General features: G+C 68.1%; 19 protein-coding genes. 12 read left to right on the forward strand and 7 right to left on the reverse strand.

What is annotated here, in order from left to right; translation table 11 throughout:
• Nucleotides 1-283: 283 nt before the first annotated feature.
• The 3 genes from QE438_RS05885 to QE438_RS05895 are packed head-to-tail and all read left to right on the forward strand — an operon-like array spanning nt 284 to nt 5,429.
• The gene (locus QE438_RS05885; RefSeq protein WP_306991829.1) at nt 284-913 is read left to right on the forward strand and encodes a TetR/AcrR family transcriptional regulator; all 630 of its coding nucleotides are present in this window, start codon (nt 284-286) and stop codon (nt 911-913) included.
• Between the two features lie 55 nt (nt 914-968).
• The gene (locus QE438_RS05890; RefSeq protein ID WP_130518146.1) at nt 969-2,207 is read left to right on the forward strand and encodes an efflux RND transporter periplasmic adaptor subunit; all 1,239 of its coding nucleotides are present in this window, start codon (nt 969-971) and stop codon (nt 2,205-2,207) included.
• 12 nt (nt 2,208-2,219) lie between these two features.
• A complete protein-coding gene (locus tag QE438_RS05895) occupies nt 2,220-5,429 on the forward strand; it encodes a multidrug efflux RND transporter permease subunit (RefSeq protein ID WP_130531576.1) in 3,210 nt (1,069 codons plus the stop codon).
• Nucleotides 5,430-5,831: 402 nt separating this feature from the next.
• Here the strand turns inward: QE438_RS05895 and QE438_RS05900 are convergent, their stop codons facing one another.
• Complete coding sequence (locus tag QE438_RS05900) at nt 5,832-6,980, reverse strand: acyl-CoA dehydrogenase family protein (RefSeq protein WP_306991826.1); 1,149 nt, start codon at nt 6,978-6,980, stop codon at nt 5,832-5,834.
• Nucleotides 6,981-7,103: 123 nt separating this feature from the next.
• On the opposite strand from QE438_RS05900, the gene QE438_RS05905 reads away from it, so the two are divergent.
• The 9 genes from QE438_RS05905 to QE438_RS05945 all read left to right on the forward strand — a co-directional run bounded on the left by QE438_RS05905 (nt 7,104) and on the right by QE438_RS05945 (nt 18,577).
• Nucleotides 7,104-8,033, forward strand: a complete 930-nt coding sequence (locus QE438_RS05905) for a metalloregulator ArsR/SmtB family transcription factor (RefSeq protein ID WP_130518140.1) — start codon at nt 7,104-7,106, stop codon at nt 8,031-8,033.
• Nucleotides 8,034-8,043: 10 nt separating this feature from the next.
• Nucleotides 8,044-9,150, forward strand: a complete 1,107-nt coding sequence (locus QE438_RS05910) for a homocysteine S-methyltransferase family protein (RefSeq protein WP_306991824.1) — start codon at nt 8,044-8,046, stop codon at nt 9,148-9,150.
• Between the two features lie 7 nt (nt 9,151-9,157).
• Nucleotides 9,158-9,760, forward strand: coding sequence for a short chain dehydrogenase (locus QE438_RS05915; RefSeq protein WP_130518135.1), 603 nt, complete (start codon nt 9,158-9,160; stop codon nt 9,758-9,760).
• Nucleotides 9,760-12,519 (forward strand): methionine synthase, encoded by a 2,760-nt coding sequence (gene metH, locus QE438_RS05920; RefSeq protein ID WP_307183996.1) that lies wholly within the window; start codon nt 9,760-9,762, stop codon nt 12,517-12,519. Before QE438_RS05915 ends, metH begins: the two co-directional genes overlap by 1 nt.
• A gap of 453 nt (nt 12,520-12,972) precedes the next feature.
• Entirely contained in the window at nt 12,973-14,115 is a 1,143-nt protein-coding gene (locus tag QE438_RS05925) for a glycosyltransferase family 1 protein (RefSeq protein ID WP_306991821.1), read from the forward strand.
• Nucleotides 14,116-14,134: 19 nt separating this feature from the next.
• Complete coding sequence (locus QE438_RS05930) at nt 14,135-15,277, forward strand: glycosyltransferase (RefSeq protein WP_306991819.1); 1,143 nt, start codon at nt 14,135-14,137, stop codon at nt 15,275-15,277.
• 109 nt (nt 15,278-15,386) lie between these two features.
• A complete protein-coding gene (locus QE438_RS05935; RefSeq protein WP_309732751.1) occupies nt 15,387-16,748 on the forward strand; it encodes an undecaprenyl-phosphate glucose phosphotransferase in 1,362 nt (453 codons plus the stop codon).
• A gap of 27 nt (nt 16,749-16,775) precedes the next feature.
• Nucleotides 16,776-17,891 carry a UDP-N-acetylglucosamine 2-epimerase (non-hydrolyzing) gene (wecB, locus tag QE438_RS05940; RefSeq protein ID WP_306991815.1) on the forward strand — a complete coding sequence of 372 codons (1,116 nt, stop codon included), beginning with the start codon at nt 16,776-16,778 and terminating at the stop codon, nt 17,889-17,891.
• An 11-nt stretch (nt 17,892-17,902) separates the two neighbouring features.
• Nucleotides 17,903-18,577, forward strand: a complete 675-nt coding sequence (locus tag QE438_RS05945) for a methyltransferase domain-containing protein (RefSeq protein WP_306991813.1) — start codon at nt 17,903-17,905, stop codon at nt 18,575-18,577.
• Nucleotides 18,578-18,584: 7 nt separating this feature from the next.
• On the opposite strand, the gene QE438_RS05950 is transcribed toward QE438_RS05945, so the two are convergent.
• Genes QE438_RS05950 through QE438_RS05975 form a run of 6 tightly spaced genes read right to left on the reverse strand, consistent with a single transcriptional unit; the run spans nt 18,585 to nt 25,263 of the window.
• Entirely contained in the window at nt 18,585-19,853 is a 1,269-nt protein-coding gene (locus QE438_RS05950; RefSeq protein WP_306991811.1) for an O-antigen ligase family protein, read from the reverse strand.
• On the reverse strand, nt 19,850-20,590 hold the full coding sequence (locus QE438_RS05955) for a WecB/TagA/CpsF family glycosyltransferase (RefSeq protein ID WP_309732758.1): 741 nt from the start codon (nt 20,588-20,590) through the stop codon (nt 19,850-19,852). The genes QE438_RS05950 and QE438_RS05955 overlap by 4 nt, the downstream gene beginning before the upstream one ends.
• A gap of 38 nt (nt 20,591-20,628) precedes the next feature.
• Nucleotides 20,629-21,705: a glycosyltransferase family 4 protein gene (locus tag QE438_RS05960; protein WP_306991805.1), complete on the reverse strand. Its 1,077-nt coding sequence runs from the start codon at nt 21,703-21,705 to the stop codon at nt 20,629-20,631.
• Between the two features lie 3 nt (nt 21,706-21,708).
• A complete protein-coding gene (locus tag QE438_RS05965) occupies nt 21,709-23,013 on the reverse strand; it encodes a hypothetical protein (RefSeq protein ID WP_306991803.1) in 1,305 nt (434 codons plus the stop codon).
• 11 nt (nt 23,014-23,024) lie between these two features.
• Nucleotides 23,025-24,287, reverse strand: coding sequence for a hypothetical protein (locus QE438_RS05970; RefSeq protein WP_306991801.1), 1,263 nt, complete (start codon nt 24,285-24,287; stop codon nt 23,025-23,027).
• Entirely contained in the window at nt 24,274-25,263 is a 990-nt protein-coding gene (locus QE438_RS05975) for a class I SAM-dependent methyltransferase (RefSeq protein ID WP_306991799.1), read from the reverse strand. The genes QE438_RS05970 and QE438_RS05975 overlap by 14 nt, the downstream gene beginning before the upstream one ends.
• Between the last annotated feature and the right edge of the window lie 12 nt (nt 25,264-25,275).

The raw sequence follows: 25,275 nt of genomic DNA on the forward strand, positions 1-25,275 counted from the left end.
TAATCGCGCATTGTAGGCCTGCTCTCTTAAACCTTCGTGTTGCGCGGCATCATGATCAATCGACTTGAGCGCATGCCGATTGCTCACACTTCCAGCGTGTTTGCAAGCCTTGTAAGCCGTGCGTCAGGTGCTGACGCGTTTGCTCGACGCGCGGATAAACGGTCATTGCATGTCGATCCCGTCACCGCCCCATCACTCGATCTTCACAAGCGCGGATAAACCGCGTCGCGACTGCATTTTCGGGGTATTCAAATTCTGAACTGGACGGTATAGTCCAGCCCCCATGAGCCTGTCTGACGCCACTCCGACCGCAGCCGAGCGACGCCAGCGGGTCTTTACTGCCATGCGCGCCCTGATGGCCGAGCAAGGTTTTCGCGTGAGCATGGATGCGCTCGCCCAGCGCGCCGGCTGCTCCAAGCAGACGCTGTATTCGCAGTTCGGCAGCAAGCACGCGCTGCTGCGGGATCTGATGCACGAGCAGCTGCAGCTGACCACCGCGCGGCTGGGAAGTTTCGAGGATGGCGTGCGAGCGCCGCTGCTGGCCTTCGCCGAGGAATATCTTGAGCGGCTGGCCGAGCCCGACGTGGTCGCGGCCTGTCGGTTGTTCAGCGCCGAGTCGCCGCAGTTCCCCGACGAAGCCCGCGGCATCTGGCGCGATGGCGGCGAGCGCCTGCATCAGCATCTGGCCCAGTGGCTGTCCCAGGCCATGCAGGCCGGCCTGCTGAGGCATGACGATCCGCACGCGTCGGCCGAACTGCTGTTCGGCATGCTGCTCGGTCTGGACCTGGAGCGCGTGCGCTTCGCCGAGCCGCAGCGACTGCCCGCCGCGCGCCGCGCCTGGGCGAGCCGGGCGGTCGAGGCCTTCCTGCGCGCCTTCGCGCCCGACGCACACGCCGCCCGCTGCCGCTGCTAGCGCTGCCCACTTCCTGCCACCTCACCACCCTTCAGTTTTTCCGGAGCCCTCTTCCATGACCGCCCCAACCCGCCCGCTCCTGCTCAGCCTCGCTCTCATGCTGGCCCTGGCCGCCTGCAAGAAGGAGGAGCAGCAGGCTCCGCCGCCGCCGGAAGTGGGCGTGATCGACGTGCAGCCGACCAGCGTGCCGCTGACCCGCGCGCTCAGCGGTCGCCTGGCGCCGGTGCGCAGCGCCGACGTGCGTGCCCGCGTGCCCGGCGTGCTGCTCAAGCGCGTCTACGAGGAAGGCACCGACGTGAAGGAAGGCCAGGTGCTGTTCAAGATCGACCCGGCGCCGCTGCAGGCCGACCTCAGCTCGGCCCAGGGCCAGCAGGCCTCGGCCCAGGCCACCTACACCAACGCGCACATCGCCGCCGAGCGCGCCCGCAAGCTGGCGCCGCAGCAGTACGTGTCCCAGTCCGACCTGGACGACGCCGAGGCCGCCGAGCGCAGCGCCGCGGCCGCCCTGCAGCAGGCCAAGGCCGCGGTGACCAACGCCCAGATCAACCTGGGCTATGCCAACGTCACCGCGCCGATCTCCGGCCGCGCCGGCAAGCAGCAGGTCACCGAGGGCGCGCTGGTCGGCGCCGAGGGCGTGACTCTGCTGACCACCGTGGACCAGATCGATCCGCTCTACGTCAACTTCACCATGAGTTCCTCCGAGCTGCAGTCGCTGCGCCAGGCCCAGGGCCAGGGCAGCGTCAGCCTGACCGACACCAAGGACACCAAGGTCAAGATCAAGCTTCCCAACGGCCAGGTCTACGACCAGGTCGGCACGCTGGGCTTCTCCGACGTGGTGGTCGACCAGGCCACCGGCACGGTCTCGCTGCGCGCCACCGTGCCCAACCCCGACAAGGCGCTGCTGCCCGGCAGCTTCGTCACCGTCGAGGCCGACCTGGGCACGCGCAGCGGCGTGTACTTGGTGCCGCAGGAGGCCATCCAGCGCGACACCAACGGCGCCTACGCCCTGGTCGTCGGTGCCGACGGCAAGGTCGTGCGCAAGGACGTGCAGATGGAAACCACCTCGGTGGATCACAAGTGGGTCGTTACCGGCGGCCTGAAGACCGGCGACCGCGTGATCGGCGTCGGCCTGCAGAAGGCCAAGGAAGGCGGCCAGGTCAAGGCCGTGCCCTATGCGCAGGCCCTGGCGGCGAGCCAGCAGCAGGCCGGCGGCAAGCCCCAGCAGCCCGCCGCCGCGGGCGCCGACGCCAAGCAGGGCGACACCCAGCAGCCTGCGCAAGACCAGGCCAAGTAAGGATTCACCCCCATGCCCAAGTTCTTCATCAATCACCCGGTCTTCGCCTGGGTCGTCGCGATCCTGATCTCGCTGGCCGGCGTGATCTCGATCCTCAATATGGGTATCGAGTCCTACCCCAACGTGGCGCCGCCGCAGATCACGGTGCAGGCGACCTACCCCGGCGCCAGCGCGAGCACCACCGAACGTTCGGTCACCCAGGTGATCGAGCAGCAGCTAACCGGCATCGACAATCTGCTGTACTTCAGCTCGACGTCCAGCTCCTCGGGCCGCGCCACGATCACCCTGACCTTCGAGACCGGCACCAATCCGGACATCGCCCAGGTGCAGGTGCAGAACAAGGTGTCGCTGGCCCAGCCGCGCCTGCCCAGTGAGGTGACCGCGCAGGGCGTGGTGGTGGCCAAGGCCAACGCCGGCTTCCTGATGGTGGTCGGCGTGCAGTCCGAGAACGCCTCGATCGACCGCAACCACCTCAACGACATCATCGCCTCGCGCGTGCTCGACCAGATCTCGCGCGTGCCGGGCGTGGGCAGCACCCAGCACTTCGGTTCCGAGTACGCCATGAACATCTGGCTGGACCCGTTGAAGCTGCAGGGCTACAACATGTCCGCCAGCCAGGTGCTGGCGGCGGTCAAGGCGCAGAACGTGCAGTTCGCTGCGGGCTCGATGGGCTCGGACCCGGCGCCGGAAGGCCAGGCCTTCCAGGTCACGGTCTCGGCCGAGGGCCGCTTCACCGAGCCCGAGCAGTTCGAGAACATCATCCTGCGCGCGGACAACGACGGTGCGACCGTGCGCCTGAAGGACGTCGCGCGGGTGGCCTTCGGCGCGCAGAACTACGGCTTTGACACCAAGTACAACGGCAAGCCGGTCGGCGCCTTCGCCATCCAGCTGCTGCCCGGCGCCAACGCGCTGAGCGTGTACGAGGCGGTCGAGGCCAAGATGAACGACCTGGCGGCCAGCTTCCCGCCGGGCGTCACCTGGTTCACGCCGTACGAGACCACCACCTTCGTCAAGATCTCCATCGAGGAAGTGGTCCACACGCTGATCGAGGCCATCATCCTGGTCTTCCTGGTGATGCTGATCTTCCTGCAGAACTTCCGCGCGACGATCATCCCCACCCTGGTGATCCCGGTGGCGCTGCTGGGCACCTTCATGGGCCTGGACATCATCGGCTTCACCATCAACCAGCTGACCATGTTCGCCATGGTGCTGGCGATCGGCATCGTGGTGGACGATGCGATCGTGGTGATCGAGAACGTCGAGCGCATCATGGCCGAGGAGAAGCTCCCGCCGCGCGAGGCCACGATCAAGGCGATGGAGCAGATCACCGGCGCGGTGGTGGCCATCACCGTGGTGCTGGCGGCCGTATTCATCCCCTCGGCCCTGCAGGGCGGCGCCTCGGGCGAGATCTACAAGCAGTTCGCGCTGACCATCGCCATCTCGATGGGCTTCTCGGCGTTCCTGGCGCTGGGCTTCACCCCTTCGCTGTGCGCCAGCTTCCTCAAGCAGCACGATGAGAACAGCCACGAGAAGAAGAAGAACATCGTCTTCCGCACCTTCGAGAAGTACTACGGCAAGACCGAGAAGGGCTATGTGGGGATGATCGGCCGGCAGGTGCGCCACGCGCCACGCTGGATGCTGCTGTTCGCCGTGCTGGTGGTGCTGACCGGTTTCCTGTTCACGCGCATCCCCACCAGCTTCGTCCCCGAGGAGGACCAGGGCTACGCGCTGGCCATCGTGCAGACCCCACCGGGGACGCCGATGCAGAAGACCAACGAGGTCATGGACCAGATCCGCGGCACGCTGGGCAAGCTGGATGGCTTCGAAGGCATGATGCAGATCACCGGCTTCAGCTTCCTGGGCCAGGGTGAGAACGTGGGCATGGCCTTCATCCGCCTCAAGCCCTGGGACGATCGCCCGGTGGCCACGCAGTTCATCGGCCAGGCCAACGGCGCGCTGCAGGGCATCAAGGGCGCGCAGATCTTCGTGGTCAACCTGCCGACCATCCAGGGCCTGGGCCAGTTCGGCGGCTTCGACATGTGGCTGCAGGACCGCACCGGCGCCGGCCAGGATGCGCTGATGGCCGCGCGCAACCAGCTGCTGGGCATCGCCTCGCAGGACAAGTCGCTGATGCAGGTGCGCCCCAACACGCTGGAGAACGCCCCGCAGCTGCAGCTGAAGGTCGACCGCGTGCAGGCGCAGTCGATGGGCCTGTCGGTCAGCGACATCTACACCTCGATCCAGCTGATGCTGGCGCCGGTGTACGTCAACGACTTCTTCTACGGTGGCCGCATCAAGCGCGTGAACATGCGTGCCGACGCGCCCTTCCGCACCGGTCCTGAGTCGCTGGAACAGTTCTACGTGCCCAGCAGCACCGAGAGCGATGCGCAGGGCAATCCGTCGATGATCCCGCTGTCCAACGTGGTGTCGACCAGCTGGGCCTCGCTGCCGCCGTCGCTGGCGCGCTACAACGGCTATTCGGCGGTCAACATCAACGGTTCGCCGGCGCCGGGCAGCTCCTCGGGCCAGGCCATGGCCACCATGGAAGGCATCGTGCGCGACAAGCTGCCGGCCGGCTTCGGCTTCGACTGGTCGGGCATGAGCTACCAGGAAATCCTGGCAGGCAACAGCCAGACCCTGCTGCTGGTGCTGTCGCTGGTGGTGGTGTTCCTGTGCCTTGCGGCGCTGTACGAGAGCTGGTCGATCCCGGTCTCGGTGCTGCTGGTGGTGCCGCTGGGCGCCCTGGGCGCGCTGGCCTTCACCATGCTGCGCGGCCTGTCCAACGACATCTTCTTCCAGATCGGCCTGATCACCGTGATCGGCCTGGCGGCGAAGAACGCGATCCTGATCGTGGAGTTCGCGGTGATGGAACGCGCGCAGGGCCGCACGCTGCACGACGCCATCGTCAACGCCGCGCACCTGCGCATGCGCCCGATCCTGATGACCTCCTTCGCTTTCATCATGGGCGTGGTGCCGATGGCCCTGTCCAGCGGCGCCGGCGCCAACGCCCGCCACGCCATCTCCACCGGCGTGATCGGCGGCATGGTGTTCGCCACGGTGCTGGGTCTGCTGCTGATCCCGATGTTCTTCATCGTGGTGCGGCGCCTGCTGGGCGACAAGATGGACGAGCCCTCCAAGGAATACCTGGCCTCGCACCAGGACGGCGAGCAGGACGGCCAGCCGCCGCGTCAGGACACCCCGCAGGGGCATGGCGGTCACTGATCGCCTGCTTTGAGGTCCTGAAACCCAAGAAGCCCCGGTGATGCCGGGGCTTCTTGTTTGGGGCCGGGTGTTGCTTGGGGTCGGTCTTGCTTGGTGGGAGCCGCCATGGCGGCGAGGGGCTTTACCGGGAAAGCTTCATCGCCGCGATGGCGGCTCCCACGGTGGTGCCAAGCGGCCGGCCTCTCTCTTGTGAAAGGCGCCGCACGTGATTCCTGAATTTTGAGTCAGCAAGCATCAACTAGACCCGTCATTCCCGCGAACGCGGGAATCCAGTGCCTTGCGCCTGCCCTCGCGAAAGTCCCTGGGTTCCCGCGTGCGCGGGAACGACGGTCGGAGCTTTGGTGCCGACTACAAATGCAAAGCCGCCGGCGCGCCAGGGGCGCCCAGCGCCCGGCGCGGCCTTCAGCGCAGCCCGGTCTCCGCGCGCGCGATCACCAGGCGCTGGATCTCGCTGGTGCCCTCGTAGATCTCGGTGATCTTGGCGTCGCGGAAGTAGCGCTCCAGTGGCATTTCCTTGGAGTACCCCATGCCGCCATGGATCTGCACGGCCTGGTGGGTGATCCACATCGCCGCCTCCGAGGCGGTGAGCTTGGCGATGGCCGCCTCGCTGCTGAAGGGCTTGCCCTGGCCCTTGAGCCACGCGGCGCGCAGGGTCAGCAGCAGCGACGCATCCAGCTTGCACTTCATGTCGGCGATCTTGGCCTGGGTCATCTGGAAGGTGCCGATCGGCGCGCCGAAGGCCTTGCGCTCCTTCACGTACTCGACGGTCTTCTCGTAGGCGGCGCGGGCGATGCCGATGGCCTGCGAGGCGATGCCGATGCGGCCGGCGTCCAGCACGCCCATGGCGATCTTGAAGCCCTGCCCTTCCTCGCCGATCACCTCGACCGGCTGGGCCACGTAGTCGGCGAACTCGATCTCGCAGGTGGCCGAGGCGCGGATGCCGAGCTTGGGCTCGGTCTTGCCGCGGTGGAAGCCCGCCCTGTCGGTGTCGACGATGAAGGCGGTGATGCCGCGCGCGCCCTTGTCCGGGTCGGTCATGGCGAACAGCACGATGTACTTGGCCACCGGCCCCGAGGTGATCCAGCTCTTCTTGCCGTTGATCACGAAGCTGCCGTCGGCCTGCCGCACCGCGCGGCAGCGCATGGCCGTGGCATCGGAGCCGGACTGCGGCTCGGTCAGGGCGAAGGCGCCGATCCGGCTGCCGTCGGCGATGGCGCGCACATAGGTCTGCTTCTGTTCCTCGCTGCCGAACTTCAAAAGGCCCGTGCAGTACAGCGAATTGTTGACCGACATGATGGTCGAGTGCGCGCCGTCGCCGGCCGCCACCTCGATCATCGCCAGCACGTAGCTGATCGGGTCCATGCCGGCGCCGCCGTACTCGTCCGGCACCTCGATGCCCATCAGGCCGTTCTCGCCCAGCAACTGGATGTTCTCCAGCGGGAACTCGCCGGTCTTGTCGAAGTGCTCGGCGCTGGGCGCGATCTTTTCCTGGGCGATGCGGCGGGCCACATCCTGGATCATCAGCTGCTCGTCGGTGTATCCGAAATCCACGGTCGTTCCCCTCCCATTGGGTGATGGCGACGATTGTAGCGAACCACCATGCGGTTGCGTATGGAATTGACCGGGAGCGGCAGCGTCGGCAAAATATCTCCATATCTTGATATAGAGATAAATATGGATCTGGAAGCCTGGTCGGCGCGCCTGAAGGTCTTCGCCGACGCCACCCGCGTGCGTCTGCTGGCCCTGCTAGCCGGCGAGGAGCTGACCGTGGCCGAGCTGTCGGCCATCACCCGGCTGGCCCAGCCGCGGGTGTCCACGCATCTGGCCAAGCTCAAGGATTCGGGCCTGGTGCGCGACCGCCGCGCCGGCGTGTCCGCCTACTACCGCTTCGACGAGGACAACCTGGATCCGGCCCAGCGCGAGCTGTGGCGCAGCCTGCGCGCCGGCAGCGACGACCCGCTGCTGCGCCAGGACGCCGAGCGCGTGGCCGAGGTGCTGGCCGCACGCGCCGCTACCCAGAACTGGGCCGACAGCGTGGCCGGCGACATGGAGCGCCATTATTCGCCGGGCCGCACCTGGGAGGCGCTGGCGCGCACCGCCCTGCCGCTGCTGCACACCGGCGACGTGCTCGACATCGCCTCCGGCGACGGCGTGCTGGCCGAGCTGCTCTCGCCGCATTCGCACCGCTACGTGTGCGTGGATACCAGTGCGCGTGTGGTCGCCGCCGCGGGCGAACGCCTGCGCCGCTTCCCCAATGTGGAGGTGCGCGAAGGCGACATGCATGCCCTGCCGTTCGAGGCCGGCACCTTCGACCTGGTGGTGCTGATGCATGCGCTGACCTATTCGCAGCGCCCGGCCAAGGCCGTGGCCGAGGCCGCGCGCGTGCTGCGCCCGGGCGGCAAGCTGCTGCTGTCCAGCCTGGGCCGGCACGAGCACCAGTCGGTGGTCAACGCCTACGGCCACGTCAATCTGGGCTTCACCGACGCCGAGCTGCGCAGGTTCGCCGAGAAGAGCGGGCTGCAGGTGGCCAGCCTGCAGGTGGTCACGCGCGAACGCCGCCCGCCGCATTTCGAAGTCATCTCGCTGACCGGCATCAAGCCGTGAGGAGCGCCGCATGAGTACCACCCAATCCCTGCCCTGGCTCAACCCGGCCCGCACCCAGCTGCTGCTGGACGCGCTGGCCAGCCGCATCCTGATCATCGATGGCGCGATGGGCACCATGATCCAGCGCCACAGGCTGGAAGAGGCCGACTACCGCGGCGAGCGCTTCGCCGGTGGCTTCGACAGCCTTCAGGTGCAGGATCACGCGCATGGGCCGGGTTGCGACCATGGCCACGACCTCAAGGGCAACAACGACCTGTTGCTGCTCAGCAATCCGCAGGTCATCGCCGGCGTGCACACGGCCTACCTGGAGGCCGGCGCCGACCTGCTGGAGACCAATACCTTCAACGCCACCGCCGTCAGCCAGGCAGACTATCACCTGGAACACCTGGTCTACGAGTTGAACAAGGAAGGCGCGCGCATCGCCCGCCAGTGCTGCGACGCCATCGAGGCCATAACCCCGGACAAGCCGCGCTTCGTGATCGGCGTGCTGGGGCCGACCAGCCGCACGGCTTCGATCAGCCCGGACGTCAACGACCCGGGGTTTCGCAACACCAGTTTCGAGGCCCTGCGCCAGACCTATCGCGAGGCGGTGGAAGGCCTGATCGACGGCGGCGCCGACACGCTGATGGTCGAGACCATCTTCGACACGCTCAACGCCAAGGCCGCGCTGTTCGCCATCGAGGAAGCCTTCGACGGGCGCGGCGCGCGGCTGCCGGTGATGATCTCCGGCACCATCACCGACGCCTCCGGGCGCACGCTGTCCGGGCAGACGGCCGAGGCGTTCTACACCTCGCTGATGCACGCCCGCCCGCTGTCGATCGGCCTGAACTGCGCGCTGGGCGCCAAGGATCTGCGCCCGCACGTGGAGACACTGGCGACCGTGGCGGACTGCTATGTCAGCGCGCATCCCAACGCCGGCCTGCCCAACGCCTTCGGCGAGTACGACGAGACGCCGGAGGAAATGGCCGAGACGCTGCACGAGTTCGCCACCGCCGGCCTGCTCAACCTGGTCGGCGGCTGCTGCGGCACCTCGCCGGATCACATCCGCGCCATCGCCGAGGCCGTGGCCGGCATCGCGCCGCGCCAGCTGCCGCGGCGCCTGGCGCAGGCGGCCTGAGATGGTCATGAAGAAGGTCCTGCTCATCGGGGCCAGCGGCACGCTCGGTCGTGCCGTGCAGGCTCTGCTCGCGCCGCGCTATGAGGTGATCGCCGCCTCGCGCCACGACGCTACCCACCCGGTCGACCTGCGCGACGAGGCCAGCGTGCTGGCGCTGTTCGAACGCGTGGGCCGCCTCGACGCCATCGTCTCCACCACCGGCAACGTGCACTTCGGCCCGCTGGCGCAGATGACCGCGGCCCAGTTCGACAGCGGCCTGCAGGACAAGCTGCTCGGCCAGGTGCGCCTGGCGCTGCTGGGCCAGCGGCATCTCAACGACGGCGGCTCGATCACGCTGACCACCGGCATCCTGGCCGAACAACCGATCGCCCAGGGCGTGAACGCCACCGCGGTGAACGCGGCGGTGGAGGGCTTCGTGCGCGCGGCGGCCTGCGAACTGCCGCGCGGCCTGCGCATCAACGCGGTCAGCCCCACGGTCCTGGCCGAGGCGTGGGACGCCTACGCCGATTTCTTCCCCGGTTTCGAGCCGGTCCCCGCCGCCCGCGCGGCGCTGGCCTTCCAGCGCAGCATCGAGGGCGTGCAGACCGGACAGATTTACAAGGTCTGGTGATGTCCACTGCTGCACCCTCGCCCCGCTACACCCGCCTGTCCGGCCTGGAACCGCTGGTCATCACCCCGCAGCTGCTGTTCGTCAATGTCGGCGAACGCACCAACGTCACCGGCAGCGCGCAGTTCCGCAAGATGATCAAGGAGGAGCGCTACGAGGAGGCGGTGGAGGTCGCCCGCCAGCAGGTGGAGAACGGCGCGCAGATCCTCGACGTCAACATGGACGAGGGCCTGATCGACTCGGAGAAGGCGATGGTGCGCTTTCTCAACCTGATCGCCTCCGAGCCGGACATCGCCCGCATCCCGGTGATGGTGGACAGCTCCAAGTGGAGCGTGATCGAGGCCGGCCTGCAGTGCCTGCAGGGCAAGGGCGTGGTCAACTCGATCTCGCTGAAGGAAGGCGAGGACGCCTTCATCGAACACGCGCGCAAGGTGCTGCGCTACGGCGCCGCCGCGGTGGTGATGGCCTTCGACGAGACCGGCCAGGCCGACACCTGCGCGCGCAAGGTCGAGATCTGCACACGCGCCTACCGCATCCTCACCGAGCGGGTCGGCTTCCCGCCCGAGGACATCATCTTCGATCCCAACATCTTCGCCGTGGCCACCGGCATCGAGGAGCACGACAACTACGCGGTGGACTTCATCGAGGCCACGCGCATCATCAAGGACACCTTGCCGCACTGCCACGTGTCCGGCGGCGTGTCCAACGTGTCCTTCTCCTTCCGCGGCAACGAGACGGTGCGCGCGGCGATCCACTCGGTGTTCCTGTACCACGCCATCAGGGCCGGCATGGACATGGGCATCGTCAACGCCGGCGCGCTGCCGATCTACGACGACCTGGACCCGGAGCTGCGCGAGCGCGTGGAGGATGTGATCCTCAACCGCCGCAAGGACGGCACCGAGCGCCTGCTGGAAATCGCGGAACGCTACAAGGGCAAGAAGGGCGAGAAGCGGGTCGAGGACCTGGCCTGGCGCGAGAAGTCGGTGCGCGACCGCCTCGCCCACGCGCTGGTCAACGGCATCGATGCCTACGTCGAGGCCGACACCGAGGAGGCGCGCGCCCAGGCCGCGCGTCCGCTGGATGTGATCGAAGGCCCGCTGATGGACGGCATGAACGTGGTCGGCGACCTGTTCGGCGCCGGCAAGATGTTCCTGCCCCAGGTGGTGAAGTCCGCGCGGGTGATGAAGAAGGCGGTGGCCTATCTGCTGCCCTTCATCGAAGAGGAGAAGCTGCGCACCGGCGATGTGGGCAAGTCCAACGGCAAGATCATCATGGCCACGGTCAAGGGCGACGTGCACGACATCGGCAAGAACATCGTCGGCGTGGTCCTGGCCTGCAACAACTTCGACGTGGTCGACCTGGGCGTGATGGTGCCGACCCAGACCATCCTGGACCGCGCCCGTGCCGAGAACGCCGACATCATCGGCCTGTCCGGCCTGATCACGCCCTCGCTGGAGGAGATGACCCACGTGGCGCGCGAGATGCAGCGCCAGGGCTTCGAGATGCCGCTGATGATCGGCGGCGCCACCACCTCGCGCGCGCATACCGCGCTGAAGATCGACCCGCACTACAGCGCGCCGACGATCTGGGTCAAGGACGCCTCGCGCGCGGTGGGCGTGGCGCAGTCGCTGATCTCGCGCGACATGCGCAGCGCCTTCGTCGCCGCCAACGACGCCGACTACGCCGAGATCCGCGAGCGCCACAAGAATCGCGGCGACGCCAAGCGCCTGGTCACGTTAGCCAAGGCACGCGGTCAGAAGTTCGACGGCGGCTGGGACCACTACACGCCACCGGCGCCCAGGCGCCTGGGTATCACCGTGCTGGACGACTATCCGCTGGCCGAGCTGGTGGACTGCATCGACTGGACGCCGTTCTTCAACGCCTGGGAGCTGTTCGGCAAGTATCCGGCCATCCTGACCGACGCCGTGGTCGGCGCCCAGGCCAGCGAGCTGTTCCGTGATGCACAGGCGATGCTCAAGCAGATCGTCGCGGAGAAATGGCTGACCGCCAAGGCCGTGTTCGGCCTGTGGCCGGCCAACAGCGTGGGCGATGATGTCGAGGTGGTCGTGGGGGACCACCGGGACCCGGGATTGGAGACTGGGGATTCACCGCAGCCATCCCCAATCCCGAATCCCCAATCCCGGCACTTCCTGCGCTTCCTGCGCCAGCAGGTCGACAAGCCGGCCGATCGTCCGGACTTCTGCCTGGCCGACTTCATCGCGCCCAAGGACAGCGGCAAGCAGGACTGGATCGGCGCGTTCGCGGTGACCGCGGGCATCGGCATCGAGCCGCACGTGGCGCGCTTCGAGGCCGCCCACGACGACTACAACGCCATCCTGCTCAAGGCCCTGGCCGACCGCCTGGCCGAGGCCCTGGCCGAACGCCTGCACCAGCGCGTGCGCACCGAGTTCTGGGGCTATGCGGCCGACGAAGCGCTCGACAACGCCGCGCTGATCGCCGAGAAGTACCGCGGCATCCGCCCTGCCCCCGGCTATCCGGCCTGCCCGGAGCACAGCGAGAAGGGCCTGCTGTTCGAGCTGCTGGACGCCCCCCGGAACGCCGGCATGACCCTGACCGAGAGCTTCGCCATGCTGCCCACCGCGGCGGTGAGCGGCTACTACTTCAGCCACCCCGGCGCGCAGTACTTCGTCGTCGGCCGCGTCTCCAAGGAACAGGTCGCCGACTACGCCCGGCGCAAGGGCGTGGAGCTGGCCCAGGCCGAACGCTGGCTGGCTTCAAACCTGGACTACGACCCGGAATAGCGTTCTTTGAGGTGGGAGCTGCCCTCGCAGCCTTTTCGGCCAATCGCAGCGATGGGACTTTCGTGGGAGAGTTCCGCCGCCGCCACCGCGGCGCCTGCGCGTATGCCTTGATCCAGAGATAAAGGGCCCCGTGCGCGCGTGGCTTGTCTTTGATTCCCCGACCTCAGGTACAAATGGGTGTCGAAGGACGAGACGAGCCCCGCTCCGGTTACCTTGGCGCCCGGCAGTCAGGCATGATCGCGCGACTCGCCCTCCGGCCAGCGCACGTTCTAGACTCCGCCATCGATCAGCAGGAACCAGGATGCGCCGGCACTCCCTTCCACGCAGCGACAAGCCGACGCTTACCGCAGGCGCTGCGTCGTTGGTGATTGCGCCATGCCCGGCCGTCGTACCCGCGACCGGTCCGCGGTGTCTCACTGAACACGCCGCGTGGCACGCGCGTCCGGGGCCACGATGCGGGTGATCCTGGCGACGGACTCGATCCGCTATCCACTGACTGGCGTCGGCCGTTACACGCTGGAACTGGCCACGCACTTGGCCGCGCTGCCACAGATCCAGTCGCTGCGCTTCCTGCACGGCAGGCAACTGCGCGACGACTTGCCGGCGCCGGGACCTGCACCGGCGCTGGTGCCATGGCTTCGCGACCGGCTCTCGCGCGTGCAGCCGGCCGTCGACGTGTATCGGCATCTACACAACGCGTCCAAGGCGCGGGCCCTGCGCGGCCAGGCAACGGCCCTGTTCCATGGCTGCAACTACTATCTGCCGGCCTTTGATGGTCCTTGCGTCGCCACTTTTCACGATGTCTCCATCTATCGATGGGCCGACTGCCATCGTGCCGATCGGGTGCGCTACATGCGCAAGGAACTGCAGCTTTCGCTGCGACGCGCGCAGCTGATCCTGACTGTTTCGGAATTCTCACGGCGCGAGATCGCCGCACAATTCGACTGGCCGCTAACTCGCATCCGCGCCATCCCGTTGGCCGGCAATACGGCCTTCCGTCCGCACGAGGCGGATGAGTTGCAGGCACCGCTGCAGGCGCTTGGGCTGCAGACCGATGGCTATACGCTGTTCCTTGGCACGATCGAACCGCGCAAGAATATGCAGACGCTGTTGCACGCTTACGCAGCCCTCCCGGCGGCGCTACGCAGCCGCTGGCCGCTTGTGGTGGCCGGCCATCCGGGTTGGCAGAGCGAGGCACTGCACCGGCAGATGGCCCAGGCGCAACGCTGTGGGTGGCTGCGCTACCTCGGATATGTGGACCAGGCGCGGCTGCCGGCGCTGGTCGCCGGGGCGAGGCTATTCGTGTTCCCCTCGCTGTACGAAGGCTTCGGTCTGCCGGTGCTGGAGGCGATGGGCAGCGGCACGCCGGTGCTGTGTTCCAACGCCGCGGCCTTGCCGGAGGTTGCCGGTGATGCCGCCGCCCTATTCGACCCCGGCGATACGGACGCTCTGATTGGCCTGCTCGAGCGCGGGCTGCAGGATGGGGATTGGCGCGTGGCGCTGAGCGCGGCCGGACGCCGCCGCGCCGCCGGCTTCGATTGGCGCACCTGCGCCGAGCGCACGGCCGAGGCCTACCGCGACGCCATGCGCGCATGAGCCGTGGAGCCTTCTGCTGATGCGCGTGCTGCATGTTTACAAGACCGCCCTGCCCGACTCGATGGGCGGCATCGAGCAGGTCGTGCATACGCTTGCGTGTCATGCGCAGGCGCGTGGCGTATCCAGCGAGGTGCTGACCCTGTGCAGCGATGCCACGCAGGCCGGTACCTGCGTCCATGCCGGCTATACCTTGCATCGGCTACCGCGCATCGCCGAGGTCGCCTCGATGCCGGTCTCGCTGGGCCTGGTGCGACGCTATGCGCAACTGGCGCGCCGCGCCGACCTGATCCACTACCACTTCCCTTGGCCGTTCATGGACGTCCTGCACTTCACCGCCTCGGCAGGGAAGCCGTCGGTGCTGACTTATCATTCGGACATCGTCCGGCAACGGCACCTGCTGCGCCTGTACAGGCCACTGCAGCGGCGGCTCCTGCGCAGCGTCGACCGCATCGTCGCCACTTCGCCAAAGTACCTGGACAGCAGCGCGGTACTGGCGGAGCACCGGGCCAAGGTCGAGGTCATCCCCATCGGCCTGGATACCGTCCCGCAACACGCGGCCTCGCCGCAGCGGATGACGGACTGGCGTGCACGGCTGGGCCCGCGCTTCCTGCTGTTCGTCGGCGTGCTGCGGTACTACAAGGGACTGCGCTTTCTGCTGCAGGCAGCGCAGGGGCTGCAGATCCCGATCGCGATCGCAGGCGACGGCCCGGAAGCCCCAGCCCTGCAGGCGCAGGCGCAGGCGCTTGGCCTCTCTCATGTGCACTTGCTCGGCCATGTGGACGAAGCCGACAAGCATGCGCTGCTCGCCGCCTGCGAGGCGCTGGTGTTCCCCTCGCATCTGCGATCAGAAGCGTTCGGCATCTCCCTGCTTGAGGCGGCCATGCATGCCAAGCCCATGATTACCTGTGAAATCGGCACTGGCACCAGTTTCGTCAACATTGCCAACGAGACCGGCTTGGTGGTCCCCCCAGGTGATCCGGTGGCACTGCGCGACGCGATGCGTCATCTGTGGGACCATCCCGACATCGCTGCGGCCTTTGGGGGGCACGCGGAGGCACGATACAGGCGGTTGTTCACTGCCGAGCGCATGGTCGACGCCTATCTGCCGCTGTATCGGAGCGTCTGCGGGACGCGCGGCGTGGGAGACAGGGGACGGGGATGAGGGGCAGCTTGGGGAAGCACGTAGACAACGCAATACGGGCGCGACACGCGCCGAGCGAAAGCGCGTGAGACTGCTCGGCGGGCCGCTGTCGCGGGCGGCAGCAGCGGGCATGGTCGGTGACGCGATGGCGCTTGCGGCAACGCTGCTGAAGCTTGCCGATGCCTTGGTGGTGGTCGCCAGCGGCCTGCTGGCCTATGCCGTGCGGACGGGCGAGCTCGGTCTGCCCGATGCGCCGCGTTATACGTACGCGCTGCTGGCCGGCGCCGCGCTGACGCTGCTGGTGTTCTCGCAACTGGCGCTCTACCGCAGCTGGCGCCTCGCGCTGCCAACGATGATGCTCGGCCGGCTGCTGCTTGGCTGGGGAGTGGTGCTGGGCGTGCTCGCCTCCTTGAGTTTTCTCAGCAAGACCGGCACCAGCTTCTCGCGGTTGTGGTTCCTGTACTGGGCGGCGATCGGCGCTTGCAGCCTGGTGGCCATCCGCCTGGCTGCGGACGGTCTGCTGCGCTGGCTGCATCGACACGGCGTGGGCACGCGCAGGATCGCAGTGCTGGGACCGCCCGAGCGGGTCGAACAGGTCGCCGTGCGCATCTGCCAAGGCCCGTGGTCGGGGCTGCAGTGGGTGCCGTCGCCGCCGGCGATCTGCAACGGCGACCTCGCCGCCCTGCCGCAGTGGCTTGACCTGCACGGTATCGCCGAGGTGTGGTTGACTTGGCCGATGCGCCAGGAGGCGCTCATCCGCGAAAGTATGCAGCGCCTCGCCGCCAGCAGCGTGGACGTGCGCTGGCTCCCGGACATTTTCGCCTTCGGCATGATTCACCATGGCATCGCCGAGGTCGCGGGGACACCGCTGCTGGAACTCTCGGTGCGGCCGCTCTCTCGCACCGCGCGGTGGCTGAAGGACGTCACCGACAAGCTGCTGGCCGCGCTGATCCTGCTGCTGAGCAGTCCGGTGCTGCTGGCGTTGGCAGTGGGTGTCAGGCTGTCTGGGCCCGGGCCTGTGCTGTTCCGGCAGATCCGGCACGGCTGGGACGGGCGGCCCTTCGAACTGTGGAAGTTCCGCAGCATGCACCTGCACGACCGCGAAGAGGCCACGCCGCAGACGCCGCGCGGCGACCCGCGGGTGACCCGCTTCGGCGCCTTCATGCGCCGCACCAGCCTGGATGAGCTGCCGCAGTTCTTCAATGTGCTGCAGGGGCGCATGGCCATCGTCGGGCCGCGCCCGCACGCCCTGGCGCACAACGCGCAATACCAGGATCGGGTGCCGAACTATCTGCAACGCCATCGGGTCAAGCCCGGCATCACCGGCTGGGCGCAGGTGAACGGGCTGCGCGGCGAGACCGATACGGTGGAGAAGATGCGCAAGCGCATCGACTACGACCTGTACTACATCCAGCACTGGTCGCTATGGCTGGACCTGAGCATCATCGCGCAGACCGCCGCGATCGTGCTGTTCGATCGCGACGCCTATTGACCACAGGACTGGGGGAGTCCGACTCAGATGCACATCAGCTACGTTCTCGGCACCCGTCCGGAGATCATCAAACTGGCATCGCTGATCGCCGCCAGCGCACGCGAAGGCTTGCGTTTCTCGATCGTGCACACCAACCAGCACTACGCCGAGAAGATGGACCGCATCTTCTTCGATGAACTGGACCTGCCGCGCGCCCAATACAACCTCGGGGTCGGCTCGGCGCCACACGCCACGCAGATCGGCCGCATGCTGTGCGGCATCGAACCGGTGCTCGAGCGCACCCAACCAGACGTGGTGGTGGTGCAAGGCGACACCAACAGCGCGTTGGCGGGCGCCATGGCCGCCAACAAGCGCGGCATCGCGGTGGCGCACGTGGAGGCGGGCCTGCGCAGCCGCGACCGCAGCATGCCCGAGGAAGTGAACCGCGTCATGATCGACCACATGTCAGATCACCTGTTTTGTCCGACCGCGCTGCAGGCGCAGATCCTGCGCGAGGAAGGCCTGGCTCCATCCCGAATCCGGATCACCGGCAACACCGTGGCGGACGCGACGCTGGCGCACGCGTGCACGGCGCTGCGACGCTCGGACATCCTGCAGCGGCTGGGACTGCGACAGGGCGGCTACCACCTGATGACCTGCCACCGGCGTTCCAATACCGACGACCCGGTGCATTTTGCCGCGCTGGTGCAGGCAGTGGCGGCGATCTCGGAAGACGCCGGTGTGCCCTTGGTGTTCCCGATGCATCCGCGCCTGGCGAGCATGGGCCAAGCCGCGTCCGCGCGACATCGCGTGTTGCGCGCGATCGAGCCGGTCGGCTATCTGGACATGTTGGCACTGCAACAGGGTGCGTCCCTGATCATGACCGACAGCGGCGGCATCCAGGAGGAGGCCTGCATCCTGCAGCGCAAGTGCCTGGTGCTGCGCACCAACACCGAACGCCCGGAGACGCTGCAGGTCGGCGGCGCCGAGTTGCCCCTGAGCCTGGACACGCACGGCTTGCGCACGGCGGCCGACACGCTGCTGAGACGCACAGTGGCCTGGCACAATCCGTTTGGCGACGGCCATGCCTACCGGAACATCCTGGGTGCGCTGCTGGGAACCTCGGTCGAGCAGCGCGCGCCGCAGTGCCTGCGTCCCGCCTGATCGGTACGCTCATGGGACTGCGCGCGCAGGCGGACTATAACGATCCACGTTCGCTCAGCGCGCGTTTGCGCGCGCGGCGACTGCAGGGCTTCATGCAGATGGTGTCCGAATGCCATAGCCGGCAGGGCGAGTGCAGGGTGATCGATGTCGGCGGTACGCTCGCTTACTGGGCCCATGTCCCGGACACGTTCTTCGCCCAGCACCGTTGTAGCGTCACCGTAGTCAACCTCGAACCGAATCACACCCACGCACCACGTCCGCACCTGCGTGAACACCACGGGGATGGCTGTGTCTTGGACTTCGCCGACAACGCCTTCGACATCGCTCATTCCAATTCGGTCATCGAGCACGTCGGCGATGCCGTGCGTACGCAAGCCTTCGCCGCCGAGATTCGGCGCGTGGCGCCGTGGCACTACGTACAGACGCCAAACTACTGGTTCCCGGTCGAGCCGCATTATCTGGCGCCAGGCATCCAATTCCTTCCCTATGCATGGCAGGCCGAACTGCTGTACCGGATCCCGCTGGGCCGGATCGATCGGCCGCAGACGCGGACGCAGGCGCGCGCGTTCGTGGAGGACATCCGTCTACTGACGCGTACCGAGCTGGCGCGTCTATTCCCGGACAGCACCCTGATCGGCGAGCGCCTGTGTGGACTCACCAAGTCGTGGATCGCGGTGCGCCGCTGAGCGATGGTCATGCCGTGCCGTTGCGCACGGGCAAGCGGGCATACAGAACGGCCAAAGCCAGTGCTGCATGCAGCGAGAACGCATAGAAGGGAAGATAGAAGTCGAACACGCCCAGACCCAGCAGCAATAGCAGCCAGGTCAACGCCCAGCCGCGCACGCTGGCGCTGCGCAGCAGCGGCGCCCACAGCGCATAAAGCAGCCCTAAGCCCGCCAGCAGCCCGCACAGCCCGGTCTCCGACAGCACCGCCAACAGGAGATTGTGCGCATGCAGTTCTCCGCGATCGAAGCGGCCGCCGGTGTAATCAGGCACCAGGAACTGGAAGACGCCAGGGCCTAGCCCGAACCAGGGGTGGCTACGCCACGCCTCTAGCGCGCCAGCCCACAGGTAGGTCCGCCCGAGCGACACCGCAGTGAGCGTACTTTCGTGCACCGCGCTGGTCATGTCCGCGTAGCGCTTCCACATGACGAATCCGGCCAGCGCCAAGAGCCCCAGTAGTCCGAGCACGGCCGCACGTCGACGCACGCGCGAGGCACTGTGCCGCGGCCACGCCCACCACAGCAGCAGCGCGCCGACCGGCAAGAGCGGATTGCGGACCTCGGTCAGCGCCAGCGCCAGCACAGCCCCGAGCAGGGCCGTGCCCAGCGCCAGTCGCCCCATCTGGCCAGAGCGCCAGTACTGCAGCACCAGCCCGGCCACCAGCACCGCGCTCGCCGCCAGCAGCGCCGGATGTTCATACATACCAGAGATCCGCGGCAGGTACTTGAAGCTGTCCTGCGCGTGGAAAGCCAGCGACAAGCGCAGTGCCGGCGGCCAGTGCAGGCGCACCGCCAGACCCAGCACCAGGTTCCACCACAGCGCGATGAGCGCTGCCAGCGTCGCCGCGCGCGGCCAGCGCGGGCAGGCGAGCGCGAGATTGAGCATCGCCCACAACGCCAGCAAGGCGGTCGCGTAGCGCATTGCGAACTTGAAGGCCAGCTCCGGGCGCTCCGATGCCAGCAACGATGCGCCCAGCGACACCAGGCACGCGATGATCCCCAGCAATGGTCGACGCAGGATCGGCGGCAGCCCCTGGCGCCACAACGCCCACAGCGAAACACCCAGCACGAACGCGCGGATCGCCATCGAGCCCAGCGACAGGCCCACGCCGAAGTAGCGGCCGGTCAGCACCACCTGCTGCAGGCAGAACAACAGATAGACACACAGACAGGCCGCGACCGCCAGCGGCTGCGGCGCGCGCGCGTTGGTGCAAGGTATATCGGTCGCCGGCGTGCTCATGCCGCGTTGCGGACCACCGCGCACGCGCGATAGCGGGGGCTCAGGCGCGCACGCAGCAACAGGAGCAGATACAGGAAGTTGGTGCGGACATAACGCCAGCCCAGACGACGCGGCTCCAGCGCCAGCCGGAACAGCCACTCCAATCCGAAGCGCTGCATCCACAGCGGCGCGCGCGGCAGCATGCCGGACAGCACATCGAACGAGCCACCCACGCCCATCGCCACCGCCACGCCCAGATCGGACCAGTGCCGTTGCAGGAACAGCTCCTTCTTCGGTGAACTGATGCCCACGAACAGATAGCGCGCGCCGGAATCGCGAATGGCCGCCACCACCTGCGGTACCTCGGCTTCGTCGAAGTAGCCGTCGCGGGTACCGGCAATACGCAGTCCCGGCGCGGCCGCGCGCAGACGCCCGGCCGCGGCCGCCACCACCGCCGGCCGGGCGCCCAGCAGATACACGCCCTCCCCGGACTGCGCGGCCTGCATGCAGAGATCCTGCATCAGGTCGATCCCGGCGCGCCGCGGCGGCGGCTCCCCGCCCATCCAGCGCAGGCCGATGCTGATGCCGCTTCCATCCAGATGCACAAGCTCGGCTTCGTCCAACGCTGCGCGCAACGGCGCCTGCGCGCGCGCATCGATCAGCTTGGCCACGTTCAGGCCCTCGATCCGCAGCGGTGTGCCGCCGTCGCTCGCGGCCTGGGCCCGCTGCAGCAGATCGGCTGGCGCAAGCAGATCCAACGGGCAATCGAAGAAGCGCACACGCGGGTGACGGGCGTTCAAGGTGCAGGCTCTCTGGCAATCAGGGAATCGTACAGCCCCAGCACCTGCGGCCGAATGCCTTCCCAGGTGAAACGCGCATGCACCACCGTCATCACCTGGGGCGCAACGCGTCGCCGCCCCAACGACTGCACGCGCATCGCCAGCGCCGCGACGTCGCCCAACGGATACAGCGCATCCTGCAATCCCAGCGGTTGCAGGATGGCGCGATTGCCAGGGATATCGCTGGCCAGGACCGGACATCCGAGCAACAGCATTTCGATCAGCACCGTCGGCATGCCCTCCACTGCCGAGGGCAGGACGAATGCATCGGCACGCGCAGCCATGCTTGCCACCTCAGCATCGCAAACGAAGCCATGGAATCGCACGCGCGAGTCAACGCCCTGGCCTTGCGCGAAGGCCTCCAGCCGCGGTCGATCCGGGCCGCGTCCGACCAGGTGCAGCACCGCCTGTTCCATCCCTGGCACGGCCAGTAGCGCGATCGCGTCGTGCAGGCGCTTCACCGCATCAAGCCGTCCAACCGAGAGCAGCGCCGGCGCGCCGTCCAGGGCCGCCGCCGTGACAGGGACAGCCGCCAGTTCCATCGCCAGCACCGCGTTGGGCAGCAGCAACGCATGTGTGGCGGGCATCCGCCGCGCCTGCAGGTAGTCGCGCCAATAGTCCGACAGCAGCACCACGCGGTCGGCACGGCGCAACAGCGGGCGTTCCACAAGCGCATCCCAGAGCCGTTTTCCCAACCGCTTGCCGAGCCCGTGGGCATCGTCGTAATAGCAATGCGGCGTATACACCACACGCTTGCCCCGGCAGCGCGCCAACAACGCGGCCAGCGCCGCGATCGGCGTGCGTGCGCCATGCACGTGCACGACATCGGCCCAGCCTATCTGCGGCCATAACCCCGACGCGGCGATCGCGACCGCGGTGTAGTCGGGTTTGCCCGGATCCTCCGCCGCCGGCGCCACCACCCGCACCACGCATCCGGCCTGCGCCGCCAGCACGGCCAGGCCATGGATATGCCGGGCCACGCCGCCGCCGCCGCGCAGCGGCGCGAAATCCTTGTACACATGCAGGATACGCACGCCTCAGGCCTCCGCCGGGCCACTCGGCAGCCGGCGCAGACCGGCGCTGCGAGCCCGGACCGGGCCCGCGTGTGTCCGACACTGACGCAGCACACCGCCGAGCAACAGCCAGAAGCCCCCTGCTCCGGATACGGTCAGCGCGTTGTCCGAGGACACCAGCGTGGTCGCCATGCCGCACAACAACCAGAACGTGGTCAGCGCTAGGCGGTCGTCGTCCTGGCGATAGGCGCGCCACAGGCTGCGCAAGCACCAGCCGATGAACCCCAGAAATAACAGCGCCGCCGGCACGCCCATCTGGTAGGCGATGCTGAAGATGGCGCCCTCGCCGCCACCGAGATCTGTCAGTCCTTGCCGCGCAGCGACCGCACCCTGCCGCCCCAGCCCACCGCCGAACAGCACCACCTGATCCAGGTCGGCCAGGTTGTGTTGCAACGCCGACCAATGACCGATGGTCGACCCGTCACGAAAGTTCACCGACGTCAACACGATGCCGTAGGACGCCGCGACGATGGCCAGCAGCGCCAGTCCGGCCAGTGCGAGTCGCGCCGGTGTCGAGCGCACCAGGCCGCGCGCGGTCAGCAGATAGCCGAGCATGGCGACGACGCCGGCCAGCATCGCCCCGCGGGTGCCTGACATCCAGATCGCCACGAACAGCCCGGCGCAGGCCAGCGCCGCTCGCCACGGCCAGCGGCGCTGCCACAGCGCCAGCGCCGCCAACGCCGCGGTCACCAGGAACTGCCCCTGCGCCAGCGGTGCGGCGAGCAGCCCGCCAGCGCGGCGCGCGTAGTCCGCGCCGCCGAAGAAGTTCCATGGCAGCGCGGTCTGGGGGTCGGTGTCCTGAGGCTGTACGCCCTTGACCTGCTGCAGGTAGTCCGGCAAGCGCACCTGGTTCACCCAGAAGTCGGTATGGGTCACGTCCCAGACACCGAACAGCGCGCTGGCCACGCCCAGCCAGACAAGGGCGCGAGTGGCCGCGTGCAGGTCCTGTGGCTGCGGCATACCGCCGTAACCGGCCAAGAGGAAGAGCATCGGCACCAGCACGACACCGAAAGACCCAAGCACAATGCCGGCCGGCAATCCGTGCGCATAGCCGAGCGGCGCGTAGGCCGCCGCCAGCGCGCCGAACACCAGCACCAACAGCAACAACGCCCGCGGCATGCGCGCGGTCAGCAGGCATACCACCGCCAGCCCCAGGATCGTCGCATCGCGCAGCGGTCGCAGCCAGGTCGCCTGCGGCAACGCGCCGCCGGCGTACAGCCAAGCCACCAGCAGATCGCCGAGATGGATCCACAGGATCAGCAGCAGCATTCCCAGCCGCCTCATGCGGCATTCTCCAGGCGCTGCGGCCAATCCGGATCGCTGGCAAAAGTCTGGCTCAGCCACCGCGCCTGTTGCGCGAGCAAGCGTCGGCGAAGCACTTGGTCCTCGCACAGGCGGTCGATCAAGGCGCACAGTGCTGCACCATCTGCCACCTGCTGCGGCGGCCGCCCGACCGCCAGCGCGTCCAGCGACGCCGTCGCCGGCCAGGCCAGGCCGATCACGTAATGGCCGCGGCAGGCCGCCTGCAGCAGCGCGGTCGAGCAGAAGCCGACCACGATCGCCGGGGCCTGCGCGGCCTCCAGCAACGGATGCGGCGGGTGCCGGCAATAGTCGGACAAGCCAGGCACGGTATAGGGGTGGCCGCCACGCACTTCTTCCGGATGCAGCAGGATCTGCAGTGCCGGCCCATCGCGTCCGGCCAGCGCCTGGGCCAATGCCAGGAAGTCCGCCGCTAACGCGCGGCCGTAGATCGGCGTGTGCGTCTGTGAGATCAGGTACAGCGCTGCCGGCACCGATGCCTCGGTGTCGGTCCCGACCTCAGCGGCCTGCACCTGCGCCGGGCCATAGGCGAGCGCCTGCCGCGTCACCCCATGTCGCGCGAACACCTGCGCGCTGCTCGGCCCCCAGACAAGATGCCGCTGCGCGCGCACGGGGAAGAACTCGTCGGTGGGCAGGCCATGCTGCACACACACGCTACGCCAGCCGTCGCCTGCCGCCTGTTGCGCGGCCACCGCGTACAGGTCGAAGTCGTTGTGCAGCAGCAGCGTGGCCTCGCTGCGCGCGGCCAGCGTGCGCGTCCAGGCGCCGCGCCACAGGCGTTGTCTAAAAACGCAGCAGCGCACCAGCCAGAGCGACAGCGGCGCCCTGTCCGCCGACGCCTGCCGTAATCGCCAGGCGCCGGCCGCGTGGCGCCAGGCGGCCGCGGCCGGACGTGTGGGTAGTTGGCCGACAACGCGGCCACGCAGGCGCGGATGGATCAGCACGCTGCAGGCGATCCCGCGCTGCGCCAGATCGGCCACGCACGGCGCCAACGCCCCCCAGCCGTTGGCGCCGGGCAACGTCGCCAGCGCGACCCAGGCGGCCAGCGGTGTCGGAGCGCGCGGCAGGCGCCAGCACAGCCAGGCGTCACGCAGCGCGGCCAGCACTCCTCGCACCAATGCACCACGCCCACGCCGGGCGAGGAAGTAGAGTTCATGGCGCGCCGCCGCGGCTTCCTCGCCGTAGTGCGTCTGCAGCGCCTGCTGGAACTCAGCGAAGCGCATCGCGCATCGCCTCCCGCACCTGCCGGCGTCCACGCCAGCGTTGCACCTCGCCGGGCAGGCCAGGGCCGAACGCGCGCACGATCGCGCGCTTGAGCGCGCGCCGCAGGCGATCACGCAGTCCCCAACCCACGCAGTCCAGGCGCATATCGAGAGCGTCCACCTCTTCAGCGCGGGCAGCTGCCAGTGGGCTGGCGCAGGCCTGCGCGGGGCGCCGCACCTCCATCCACAGATTGTCGGCCAGCGCGCCTCCGACCGGATGGGCGGCGCAGGCCCGCACCTCCAGCCCGGCGCTCAGCGCCAGACGCTGTAGCAGCGAGGCGGAGAAATAGCTCAGATGCGCAGGTTGCACGTAGTTTCGCGAGCGCCAGTCGCTCATCACGTCGGGCACCTCGATCCAGGCAAGGCCGCCAGGCGCCAGGACCCGCGCCAGCGTCTGCAGGAACCCGCGCGGATCGGGCAGATGCTCCAGCACGTGAAACGCGACCACCGCATCGACGCTCGCCTCCGCCACCGCGTGCAGATCCGGCACAAACGTCACCTGTGCAACGTCGAGCAAACGTGTGCGGTTCTCCAGGTCCGGCTCGATCGCGAACAACTTCAGATCCGGACGCAGCGCAGCAGCGGCACCGAGAAAGGCTCCGAATCCTGAGCCCATTTCCAGCAGCCGCGCGCCCGTCGGCAGCTGCGGCGCGATCCACTGCAGGCGTCGCTGCGCGATCGGGCGATCGCCGCGCCAGGCGAAGAAGCGCGCCTGGCTGCGCCAAGGCGATTCCGCAGGGAACAAGCGACGATAGTCGTGCGCGTAGAACCTCGCCAGCGCCTTCTCGGTGAAGTCCGGCGCCAGGTAGGCAGCCGCGCAATGGCCGCACCGACGTAACTCCTGGCCGGTGTCCGCATAGACCTCGCCCCACACCGCACGTTGCCGCACGGTGGCGCCGCAACACCGGCAGCGGCCGTCGTCGGCAGCCAATTGCATGGGTGCGTGCCC

Source organism: Pseudoxanthomonas sp. SORGH_AS_0997 (assembly GCF_031453535.1).
GTDB classification, from domain to species: domain Bacteria; phylum Pseudomonadota; class Gammaproteobacteria; order Xanthomonadales; family Xanthomonadaceae; genus Pseudoxanthomonas_A; species Pseudoxanthomonas_A winnipegensis.

Coding starts and splice junctions, on each gene's coding strand:
- QE438_RS05885 (WP_306991829.1), top strand. CDS start 284: ATGAGCCTGTCTGACGCCACTCCGACCGCAGCCGAGCGACGCCAGCGG.
- QE438_RS05890 (WP_130518146.1), top strand. CDS start 969: ATGACCGCCCCAACCCGCCCGCTCCTGCTCAGCCTCGCTCTCATGCTG.
- QE438_RS05895 (WP_130531576.1), top strand. CDS start 2,220: ATGCCCAAGTTCTTCATCAATCACCCGGTCTTCGCCTGGGTCGTCGCG.
- QE438_RS05905 (WP_130518140.1), top strand. CDS start 7,104: ATGGATCTGGAAGCCTGGTCGGCGCGCCTGAAGGTCTTCGCCGACGCC.
- QE438_RS05910 (WP_306991824.1), top strand. CDS start 8,044: ATGAGTACCACCCAATCCCTGCCCTGGCTCAACCCGGCCCGCACCCAG.
- QE438_RS05915 (WP_130518135.1), top strand. CDS start 9,158: ATGAAGAAGGTCCTGCTCATCGGGGCCAGCGGCACGCTCGGTCGTGCC.
- metH (WP_307183996.1), top strand. CDS start 9,760: ATGTCCACTGCTGCACCCTCGCCCCGCTACACCCGCCTGTCCGGCCTG.
- QE438_RS05925 (WP_306991821.1), top strand. CDS start 12,973: ATGCGGGTGATCCTGGCGACGGACTCGATCCGCTATCCACTGACTGGC.
- QE438_RS05930 (WP_306991819.1), top strand. CDS start 14,135: ATGCGCGTGCTGCATGTTTACAAGACCGCCCTGCCCGACTCGATGGGC.
- QE438_RS05935 (WP_309732751.1), top strand. CDS start 15,387: ATGGTCGGTGACGCGATGGCGCTTGCGGCAACGCTGCTGAAGCTTGCC.
- wecB (WP_306991815.1), top strand. CDS start 16,776: ATGCACATCAGCTACGTTCTCGGCACCCGTCCGGAGATCATCAAACTG.
- QE438_RS05945 (WP_306991813.1), top strand. CDS start 17,903: ATGGGACTGCGCGCGCAGGCGGACTATAACGATCCACGTTCGCTCAGC.
- QE438_RS05950 (WP_306991811.1), bottom strand. CDS start 19,853: ATGAGCACGCCGGCGACCGATATACCTTGCACCAACGCGCGCGCGCCG.
- QE438_RS05965 (WP_306991803.1), bottom strand. CDS start 23,013: ATGCTGCTGCTGATCCTGTGGATCCATCTCGGCGATCTGCTGGTGGCT.
- QE438_RS05970 (WP_306991801.1), bottom strand. CDS start 24,287: ATGCGCTTCGCTGAGTTCCAGCAGGCGCTGCAGACGCACTACGGCGAG.
- QE438_RS05975 (WP_306991799.1), bottom strand. CDS start 25,263: ATGCAATTGGCTGCCGACGACGGCCGCTGCCGGTGTTGCGGCGCCACC.